9 protein-coding genes and 1 pseudogene are annotated in these 8,250 nt (G+C 34.7%); all 10 read left to right on the forward strand.

All coding sequences use genetic code 11. From position 1 onward, the window contains the following. Nucleotides 1-472: pseudogene (locus tag LDB17_RS03435) on the forward strand (glycosyltransferase family 2 protein); the annotation flags it as partial. Nucleotides 473-474: 2 nt separating this feature from the next. Continuing rightward, nucleotides 475-1,380, forward strand: a complete 906-nt coding sequence (locus LDB17_RS03440) for a glycosyltransferase family 2 protein (RefSeq protein WP_252638691.1) — start codon at nt 475-477, stop codon at nt 1,378-1,380. Further along, nucleotides 1,377-2,165, forward strand: a complete 789-nt coding sequence (locus tag LDB17_RS03445; protein WP_252638690.1) for a glycosyltransferase family 2 protein — start codon at nt 1,377-1,379, stop codon at nt 2,163-2,165. Before LDB17_RS03440 ends, LDB17_RS03445 begins: the two co-directional genes overlap by 4 nt. 10 nt (nt 2,166-2,175) lie before the next feature. Continuing rightward, on the forward strand, nt 2,176-3,021 hold the full coding sequence (locus LDB17_RS03450) for a glycosyltransferase (RefSeq protein WP_252638689.1): 846 nt from the start codon (nt 2,176-2,178) through the stop codon (nt 3,019-3,021). A 59-nt stretch (nt 3,022-3,080) separates the two neighbouring features. Next, on the forward strand, nt 3,081-3,935 hold the full coding sequence (locus LDB17_RS03455) for a glycosyltransferase (protein ID WP_252638688.1): 855 nt from the start codon (nt 3,081-3,083) through the stop codon (nt 3,933-3,935). A gap of 6 nt (nt 3,936-3,941) precedes the next feature. Further along, complete coding sequence (locus LDB17_RS03460) at nt 3,942-5,063, forward strand: DegT/DnrJ/EryC1/StrS aminotransferase family protein (protein ID WP_252638687.1); 1,122 nt, start codon at nt 3,942-3,944, stop codon at nt 5,061-5,063. Next, nucleotides 5,060-5,755, forward strand: a complete 696-nt coding sequence (locus LDB17_RS03465) for a WbqC family protein (RefSeq protein ID WP_252638686.1) — start codon at nt 5,060-5,062, stop codon at nt 5,753-5,755. The genes LDB17_RS03460 and LDB17_RS03465 overlap by 4 nt, the downstream gene beginning before the upstream one ends. Before the next feature lie 63 nt (nt 5,756-5,818). Next, a complete protein-coding gene (locus LDB17_RS03470) occupies nt 5,819-6,772 on the forward strand; it encodes a hypothetical protein (RefSeq protein WP_252638685.1) in 954 nt (317 codons plus the stop codon). A gap of 79 nt (nt 6,773-6,851) precedes the next feature. Continuing rightward, on the forward strand, nt 6,852-7,733 hold the full coding sequence (locus tag LDB17_RS03475; protein WP_252638684.1) for a glycosyltransferase: 882 nt from the start codon (nt 6,852-6,854) through the stop codon (nt 7,731-7,733). 3 nt (nt 7,734-7,736) lie between these two features. After that, nucleotides 7,737-8,250: glycosyltransferase family 2 protein (locus tag LDB17_RS03480; protein WP_393924885.1), on the forward strand; the 514-nt coding region annotated here is incomplete at its 3' end.

Raw genomic sequence — 8,250 nt, forward strand, 5'->3', positions numbered from 1 at the left:
TTGGGCTCTTCCTGAATATAATTTAAAAACTCTTTTAAGAGCAAATATGATTTATTGCTCTGCTTTTTATAAAAAAGAAGATTGGATACGAATTGGAGGTTATGATACAAATATGAAAAACGGATGGGAAGACTGGGAATTTTGGATTCACCTACTTGGAACATCTAACAAAAAGGTATATAAGTTAGAATATACAGGCTTTTATTATAGAATAAAGAATGACTCTATGATATATACCTTTGTTAGAAATGACGAAATCTTGCTAAATACAATTAAATACGTATTTAAGAAGCATATCGATTTGTATCTGAATAATTTTGGAACTTACCAATATTTACTAGACACGATTGATGATCTAAGATATAGTGAACATATCCTAAAAGAAAAGACAGGCAGATATGAAAATAATCCTATGATTAAAATTCAGAAAAAGATATATTTTTTCTTCAAAAAGATTCTCTCTAAAAATTAATTATGATTTCCGTTATCCTTCCTACATACAATCATGCTCCATATCTGAGACAACGTATTGACTCAATATTAAATCAGACATATCAGGATTTTGAGCTGATAATCTTGGATGATTGTTCACCGGACAATAGCAGAGATGTAATTGAAGAATACCGAAATGTATCTCATATATCCCATATCATATACAATAAGATTAATTCCGGCTCTACATTCAAACAATGGAAGAGAGGTATCGAATTAGCTAAGGGAGAATATATCTGGATTGCTGAAAGTGACGATTATGCAGATCCTACTTTTCTTGAGAAAATAATGGATTCTATTTCTAAATATAACTCGGCACTCTGCTTTTCTCTTACAACAATCGTTGACAAAGAGAATAATACAGTAATGGATCAACCTCCTATCCTACCAGATTATTCGATGGATATCAATCAGTTCACAGAAAACTATTTGTTATATAGTAACCCTATTTGTAATGCGAGCATGGTGGTTTTCAAGAAAGATGCAATTGCCGAAAACCTGTGGAATAGGATTGTAAATTTCAAATACTGTGGTGACTGGTTATTATGGGGTAGCTTTAGCGGTGAGGGAAATATAACTGTGTCTGAAGTAAAAGAGTATCTAAATTATTTTAGAACACATTCGGTAAATGTATCAAACAAATCTGAAGACAGAGGACTGGGAATATTAGAGGGGTATAAAGTTTCCGAAATTATAGCAAAAAGACTACATTTGAAGTTAGGAAAAGAATATAGTAAGAGGTGGTATTACAAATGGCAATCATATAAATTAAAGTTTTCATACTCGAATTCTGTAAACAAAGATATCTTATCAATGTTTATAAAAAAACGCCCGATGGTTGCTTATTACGAACTCAAAAGATTAATATCGAGACTTATAAAAAGATGAAAGTATCTATTATAACAATTAATTATAACAATGTCGCAGGGTTAGAGAAAACGATTAACAGCGTTATCTCTAATGATCTGTATGACATTGAATATATTGTTATTGATGGGAATTCTACCGACGGAAGTATTGATGTTATAAAAAAATACGAAAGCAAAATAAACTTTTGGATCAGCGAACCAGACTCTGGCATATATAATGCTATGAATAAAGGAATCAGGCAAGCAACGGGGCAATATATATTATTCGTAAATAGCGGAGATGTAATAAAAGAGAACTGTGACTTACAATCGATTATATCCCAAGTTACAGGAGAAGACATTGTATATTTTGATATGGAGATTGCTGATAGTTTATCAAATACAAGCTATATAAAGCAATATCCCAATCATCCTGATTTCAAATATTTTGCAGAAGATACTTTGCCACATACAGCTTCTTTTATAAAAAAAGAACTTTTGGTAAGGTATGGATACTATTCGGAAGAAAAGAAGATAACGTCAGACTGGGCTTTCTTTATGGATGCTATATGCCAGCTAAGTTGTACATACAGACATATTAATGGTTGTTTTTCGACTTTCTATATTGATGGAATCAGTTCGAATGCTTCAAACAAGCAATTGCTTATAGATGAGCGCAACGAACATATAGCTCACTCTTATCCTCTCTACAATACTTTGTATAGAGACTGGATAGAGAAAAAACAGGAACTATATAAATTGAAGACATCTATGAGTGTAAAATACTTAAAGAAGCTAGGTTTACTAAAATGGCTTAAACTATAAACTTTATATTATGAACCCTATCATATCCGTTATCATGCCGTGCTATAATCAGGCTAAATATATGCCTGAAGCACTACAATCACTTCTCGACCAGGATTATCCTCATTGGGAGTGTATTATGGTTAATGATGGTTCTCCTGACAATACGGAAGATGTTGCAAAGCAATGGATAGAAAAAGACAAGCGGTTCAAATATTTTTGGAAAGAAAACAGCGGGGTTTGTGATACCAGAAACTATGGAGTTGATCGGGCTATTGGAGAATATATCGTTCCTTTAGATGGAGACGATAAGTTGGGAGCCCATTATTTTAGTGAAGCAATAAAAGCATTTACAAAAGATCCAGCAATAAAGCTTATATATAGTGATACTGTATTATTTGGCGATGTAAATGAAAAAAAGATAAATCCTGATTTTGTATTTGAAAAAATGCTAACGCAGAATCAAATCTACAATTCAGCCATATTCCGAAAATCTGACTTTCTTGAAGCCGGAGGCTACAATATGAATATGTTTGACGGTATAGAGGATTGGGATTTCTACCTTTCGTTGATCAAACCGAATGATAAGGTTATAAAACTTAATGACTTTCACTATTATTATAGGATAAAAGAAGTTTCACGATCGATGCGCATATTCCGTGAAACAGAGAAAAATGATGCAATGCTTTTACAAATGTTCAAGAATCATATACCTTTGTTTCTTGAGTATTTAAATCCTGTTAGAGATCGAATTAAAGCAGAAACATACAATAAAGAACTTTACTGGCATTATCATACCCCTGAATATAAATTGGGTAGAATGATATACAAACCATTCCGTTTTGTACAAAAAGTATTTAGAAAACTCTTTTCATAACTGTATTCCTACAGAGAAAAGACCATTGTATAAAATTAAAGAACAGAGTTTTACAAAATATGAAGATAAATATCATACTCATCACATACAATCACAGCAATTATATCCGTCCGGCATTGGAGAGTATTCTAATGCAGGAAACATCTCACGATGTGGAGATTATTATTGCCGACGATTGCTCTACTGACAATACTGTAGAGATTATAAAAGAGTATGAGTCGAAAACGAAATTAGCCTTCCAATATTTACATAAAACGCAAAATCTAGGATATATACGCAATTACCAACAAGCTTTTGCGGCATGTACAGGAGAATACGTTGCCATTATGGAAGGTGATGATTATTGGGTGAAGGCATCTCATCTGGAAAATCATATCAATCATCTGGAAAGGGTACCAAACACCTCGATGAGTTACAACAGGCACATACGCCTGTTTGAAGATCAAGACAGAGAAGAGATATTTGACTGGACTCTTGATACAGACTATGAGCTGATCACTACCGATCAGTTGGCATTGGGCAACCGCATAGGAAACCTGTCTTGTTGCGTATTCAGAGGAAAATATATACAGCAATTAGACCCAAAACTGTTTGATATGGAAATAGCCGATTGGATGCTAGGGATGTATATGGGACAATTTGCTCCCTTGGTATATCTCAAAGAAGTAACTTCGGCATATAGGATACATGATAACGGACAATGGTCGCGAATGGACGAAAAAGACCAGTTCGCTAAGGTTATCGAGCTGATTAATGAATACGATAAGTATTTGAACTATAACTATACAGAAACCTTCACAAAACATAAACGGAGACTCGAAATTTTGCTTTACGGAGATAAATCTTTCAGAGGCAGACTAAAGAGCTTTACTCCTTTATGGATTAGAAACTTATACAATAAACTTATTAGGTAAAAGATTATGAACAAAAAAATAATGGTTACCCAACCGGCGATTCCACCTTTGGATGAATTTATTCCTTATCTTCAAAAAATATGGGATAATAAATGGTTGACAAACAACGGTCCGTTTCATGAACAGTTCGAAAAAGAATTGGCAGACTATCTTGGTATTAAGCATATCTCTGTTTTCGCCAACGGGACACTGGCATTAATAACCGCATTGCAAGCCTTACGCATTACAGGTGAGGTTATCACCACTCCATTTAGCTTTGTTGCAACAACACATTCATTGTGGTGGAACAACATCAAACCTGTATTTGTAGATATAGATAGTAAGAACTATAATATAGATCCCGAAAAGATAGAAGGGGCCATTACGCCAAAGACAACAGCCATCATGCCGGTGCATGTTTATGGTAATCCGTGTAATGTAGAAGAAATACAACGCATAGCAGACACGTACGGTCTACGTGTGATATATGATGCAGCACATGCTTTTGCCGTTAAAAAAGATGGACAGTCGGTTATGAATTGGGGGGATTTATCTATTCTCAGTTTCCATGCAACAAAGGTGTACAATACAATAGAAGGAGGTGCAATTGTTTGTCAGGATGAAAAGACGAAACAGCGTATCGATTTATTAAAGAACTTTGGGTTTAGGAACGAAACTACGGTTATCGAACCCGGTATCAATGCCAAGATGAACGAATTGCAAGCAGCTTACGGCTCATTGCAATTGAAACATGTAGACAATTATATCGCTAAACGTCTGGAACTGGCTAAACTGTACGACAGCCTACTGAAAGAAGTAAAAGGTATCACTTATATGACTGTTGGTGAAGGAGTAGAGCACACTTACCCTTATTACCCAATACGAGTAAATACTGCCGATTATGGCATGAATCGTGACGACCTGTACTTCAAGTTACAGGAGTATGATATATTCGGACGTCGCTATTTCTATCCTCTTATCAGTGATTTTCCGACATATAGAGGACTGCCTTCTGCCAGTGTTAGCAATCTGCCTGTTGCAGCACAAGTTTCCAAAGAAATTGTATGCTTACCGATGTATGCAGACTTGGAGTTTGAAGAAGTGAGAAAAATATGTGAGTTAATTAAAAGTAAACCCTGGGAAAAATGATTTTAGGAATAATGCAGCCTTATTTTATGCCATACATTGGCTATTTTCAGCTATTGAATGCCGTAGATAAGTATGTAATATACGATAATGCAAAATATACAAAAAAAGGATGGATCAACCGTAATCGCATCCTACAAAACAATAAAGATACACTTATTTCAATATCGGTAGAAAAAGACTCCGACTATTTGGATATAAAAGATCGCTCTGTAGCTGATTCTTTCGATAAAAGGAAATTAATAAATCAAATAAGAGAATCATATCGCAAGGCTCCTTATTTTGAGCAGGTGATGCCAATTGTGGAGGATATTATCAACTACGAAGAGAAAAATCTTTTCTTATATATTTATAATTCAATAAAAGAAGTTTGTAAATTTCTGAATATTCATACTGAAATCATTATTTCATCTACCATCGATGTTGATCAGACTCTTGCGGGACAAGATAGGGTGATTGCTATATGCAAAACTCTAGGAGCAGAAGATTATTATAATGCAATTGGCGGACAAGAACTGTACCAGCCAAAGGATTTCGAGAAAGAGGGAATAAACCTCCGTTTCTTATCGTCCAATCTTGTTACTTATAAACAATTTAACAATGATTTTATCCCTTGGCTGTCAATTATAGACGTTATGATGTTCAACAGCCTGGCTGAGATACAAGATATGCTAAATGAATACAAATTAATCTAACGTTATTGAAGAAGCAAAAGGCTTTTTAATCACAGGTAATACTTCATAGAAAATATTAAAGACATGAAAGAGATAGGAGGATACTTCGAACTTCAACTTCGTAAAGGGGAACATTATCATAAAGGAGCATTACAGCTAAATACTGCTCGCAACTGTCTTGAATATATATTAAGAGCAAAGAAATATAAAAAGATATATATTCCTTACTTAAACTCTGAAGTTATCTGGGAACCTATAAAGAAGTTAGGAATAGAATCTGAATTCTATTCTGTAGATTTCCGGCTTAATCCTATCTTCGATAAGGAGTTAAAAGAAGATGAAGTATTTTTTTATTCCGACACTTACGGCATAAAGTGTTGTACTGTTTTGCAGCTTGTTAAAAAGTTTGGAAAACAATTGATAGTTGATAATACACATGCTTTCTTTTCGAAACCTTACGAAGGTATCGACACGATATATTCTCCTCGTAAATTTTTAGGTCTTCCCGACGGTGCTTATCTCTATACAGATACTTTTCTGAATGAGGAGCTTGAGCAAGACTTCTCTATTCCACACATGACACATTTGATGAAACGGATAGAATATGGTAATGCCAGTGCAGCCTATCAGGATTATCTTGACTACTGCGCAAGCCTTGTTGGTCAACCAATAAAGCGTATGTCGAATCTTGCTTCGGCATTATTGTCTAACATAGACTACGAAAATCTGAAAGAAAGACAAATAAGGAACTTCAACTATTTGCATTCTGTCTTAGGAAAAGATAATAAGTTTGAATATGATAACTTTCCCTCAGATACTTGCCCGCTGAGTTATATGTTCTACTCAGAAAACCCTAATTTAAGAAAGAAGCTGATTGATAACAAAATATATGTATCTACATATTGGAAGGAAACACTAGGACTTGTAGAAAAAGACTCTGCCGAATATAAGATAGTCAATTACTTGCTTCCTTTGCCTTGCGATCATCGATATGATGAAGAGGATATGGAGAGGATAATAAATGTGATAAATAGCTGATTTGTGATACAAATAAAAATTAACAACATAAGACCTGTTACTTTTGTCACCTTTTTAAAAGTCTGAACACCTTTATTCTATGATTGACAAAGAACAAAACATAGTCGTATCCGTCTCCATGATTACATATAATCATGAAAAGTTTATAGCGGAAGCTATAGAAGGAGTTGTTATGCAAAAAACTGACTTCCCTTTCGAATTGGTAATCGGTGAAGATTGCAGTACAGACAACACCCGTGCTATCTGCATAGAGTATCAAAAGAAATACCCCGACATTATACGATTAAGACTACCCGAGACCAATCAGGGAATGATGCTCAACTGGATAAACAATATAAATAGTGGGTATGGAAAATATATAGCACTCTGTGATGGCGATGATTATTGGACTGACCCTTATAAACTGCAAAAGCAAGTTGATTTTATGGAGACTAATCCCGATTTTGCAATGTGCTCCCATAAGGTACATACTTTGATGTGTGGACATTTGGATGAAAACATAGAGATGGAGCGGGATGTATTGACTACAACGGATATTATTCAAAAAGATTGGGGGCTACTTACGGCCTCTATCCTTTTTCGTAAAGATGCACATAAAACACCGGACTGGTACTATACAGTAAAAAACGGAGATTACGCTCTTCAATTGATTGTGTCATTATCGGGTAAGATTAAATTTCTCCCTGATTATATGGCGGTATATAGACAGCATTTGGGAGGAGTGTCTTCTACATTAAAACCTCTAAATCAAACAGCCTGGATGGTTTATTTATTGCACGAGTTTAATACATATACAAACGGAAGCTATAAGAGAACAATCATTGAGCGGATAAAGAGAATGTACAAAATACAAATATATTACGCAAAAGGTTATAGCCTACGTAAAGCGGCGACAGTCTTATCACTTTATCAGAAGTTGGTATTCTTAAATCCTTTCTTAATAAAATCGAGGCGGAAGTAAATTATGAAACTATCAATTATAACTGTCAATTTAAACGACAAAACGGGACTTGAAAAGACCATCAAAAGTGTTATTTCACAGTCTTTCTCCGACTTTGAGTTTATCATTATTGACGGCGAGTCTACAGATGGTAGCATCGATATAATAAACCAATATAAAAGCAAGATCAGCTATTGGGTAAGTGAAAAAGATAGTGGTATTTACAATGCTATGAATAAAGGTATCCGACAGGCTAAAGGCGAATATCTATATTTTCTTAATTCGGGAGATGCTTTACACAATGAGAATGTCCTCCATGATATATTCAATGATGATCCCCACGAACCTTTTATCTGCGGAAATTTTTATATGGAAGTCCGAGGAAAGCTAGAAGCAGACACATCATACAAAGGTCGTGATTGGCGGTTTGCAATTTATGATTTATTTGCCGGTTTTTTATGTCATCAGGCCTTCTTCATACATAGATCAAATTTCGAGAAATACGGACTATACAGCGAAGACCTTAAAGTTATCTCCG

It is taken from the genome of Dysgonomonas sp. Shenzhen-Wh21, from assembly GCF_043392705.1.
In the GTDB taxonomy this organism is placed as follows: domain Bacteria; phylum Bacteroidota; class Bacteroidia; order Bacteroidales; family Dysgonomonadaceae; genus Dysgonomonas.

Bases quoted from the DNA above. Each gene is read 5' to 3' on its own strand.
- LDB17_RS03440 (WP_252638691.1), top strand. From the start codon at position 475: ATGATTTCCGTTATCCTTCCTACATACAATCATGCTCCATATCTGAGA.
- LDB17_RS03445 (WP_252638690.1), top strand. From the start codon at position 1,377: ATGAAAGTATCTATTATAACAATTAATTATAACAATGTCGCAGGGTTA.
- LDB17_RS03450 (WP_252638689.1), top strand. From the start codon at position 2,176: ATGAACCCTATCATATCCGTTATCATGCCGTGCTATAATCAGGCTAAA.
- LDB17_RS03455 (WP_252638688.1), top strand. From the start codon at position 3,081: ATGAAGATAAATATCATACTCATCACATACAATCACAGCAATTATATC.
- LDB17_RS03460 (WP_252638687.1), top strand. From the start codon at position 3,942: ATGAACAAAAAAATAATGGTTACCCAACCGGCGATTCCACCTTTGGAT.
- LDB17_RS03465 (WP_252638686.1), top strand. From the start codon at position 5,060: ATGATTTTAGGAATAATGCAGCCTTATTTTATGCCATACATTGGCTAT.
- LDB17_RS03470 (WP_252638685.1), top strand. From the start codon at position 5,819: ATGAAAGAGATAGGAGGATACTTCGAACTTCAACTTCGTAAAGGGGAA.
- LDB17_RS03475 (WP_252638684.1), top strand. From the start codon at position 6,852: ATGATTGACAAAGAACAAAACATAGTCGTATCCGTCTCCATGATTACA.